Genomic DNA, 1,264 nt, shown 5'->3' with positions numbered 1-1,264 from the left:
CACTTTTGTACTGCTGAAATTCAAAGCCAACTTTTAGAAAACTATTATTGCTCGATTCGATTACTTCTTCATCAGCGAAAAACGCGTCGAGCCTTTTGGCAGTATCTCCAACTACATGCCCCCAGTAGTTACGGTTTTCTGTAAGCCAAGTAAGTGTCGGTGAGTCTTGTTGTTCCGAAGGAATAGAGCTTCTATCTTTTGCTGAGGGGGAGGTAAATTCGACATCATTAGCACTTGATGTAAATGCGCACATCAATAGCGCGACAGCAGTAATACTTGCACTAAAAATACTTGGCGATTTGACGCGCTTGCTCATCCAGTGTGGCACGCTTTTCTTGTCTTCCCATAAGTCCAGTGACATGCAGTGCTAGTTTAGGCAATGATCGTAAAAAGTCATGCTTTTTGCGAGGAATTATATGAAGGTGGATGTGCGGAACTGTTTGATTAGCAGCTTTGCCATCATTTAATAGAATATTACAGCCATCCTCTCCAAAACCTGCTCTAATCATTGCGCTCATCACCTTACGCCCTAAATCGAACAGTTTGGACTGATGTTCGTCTGATAGCGCTGAAATCCGATCGTGATGAGCGCGAGGTATGATTAAAACATGCCCAGAACTTAAGGGGTAAGCATCCATAATAATCATGAAGTGTTCATCTTCATAAATCACGCTGGCCGGCAGTGCACCGTTATTAATCGCGCAAAATGGACAGGGTCGACGACTCATATTATTGAAGGCTTTCAGAAGTGTTAGATGCGCTTTGCGCTTCGGCGATTTCCCATTCGTCTTGGCTTTGAGAAGCGATGCTGTACTCCTCTGAAGCCCAAGCGCCGAGATCAATTAATTTACAGCGCTCGCTACAAAATGGACGCTCTTTATTCTTCTCTTCCCATGTAACAGGGTCTGCGCAGGTTGGACAATTAACGATTAGAGGAGTGTTGTTTGACATTTATTTTGACTCGGCAAGTTTGAGGTATTCTTCGTGTTGTGAGTCTACCACGGCGTTCAGGTGGTCTAAATCACCATCGTTTAAAATAATGTCGTGAGCACGCTCTTGTTTCATTTTTCTAGGCATTTGAGCAGCAATGATTTTCCCTATATCTTCTTCTGAAGCGTTATCTCGCGTGGCTGCACGGATTTTTTGATCTGCCTCGGTGGCGTCAATTAATAATGTTCGCGTGCAGAGCTGGCTTTGTTTTGTTTCGAATAACAAAGGCGAGACTAGAATTGCGTAAGCTGATTCTGCTTGGCTAAGCTGTCGA

Annotated in this window: 4 protein-coding genes; all 4 read right to left on the bottom strand. The window is 43.8% G+C overall.

Annotated elements, in window-relative coordinates:
- Nucleotides 1-316, bottom strand: a 316-nt coding sequence (locus A3738_RS27290; protein ID WP_156504540.1) for a hypothetical protein, incomplete at its 3' end; no start/stop codon positions are given.
- Nucleotides 282-728, bottom strand: coding sequence for an HIT family protein (locus A3738_RS27285; RefSeq protein ID WP_068475447.1), 447 nt, complete (start codon nt 726-728; stop codon nt 282-284). The genes A3738_RS27290 and A3738_RS27285, both read right to left, overlap by 35 nt.
- Before the next feature lies 1 nt (nt 729).
- Nucleotides 730-951 (bottom strand): DNA gyrase inhibitor YacG, encoded by a 222-nt coding sequence (gene yacG / locus A3738_RS27280; RefSeq protein WP_068478469.1) that lies wholly within the window; start codon nt 949-951, stop codon nt 730-732.
- The coding region (locus A3738_RS27275; RefSeq protein ID WP_156504539.1) for a dephospho-CoA kinase at nt 952-1,264 on the bottom strand (313 nt) is incomplete at its 5' end.

Source organism: Oleiphilus sp. HI0066 (assembly GCF_001635725.1).
Note: the sequence above shows the minus strand (reverse complement) of the source record. Positions and strands in the feature narration are given on the sequence as shown.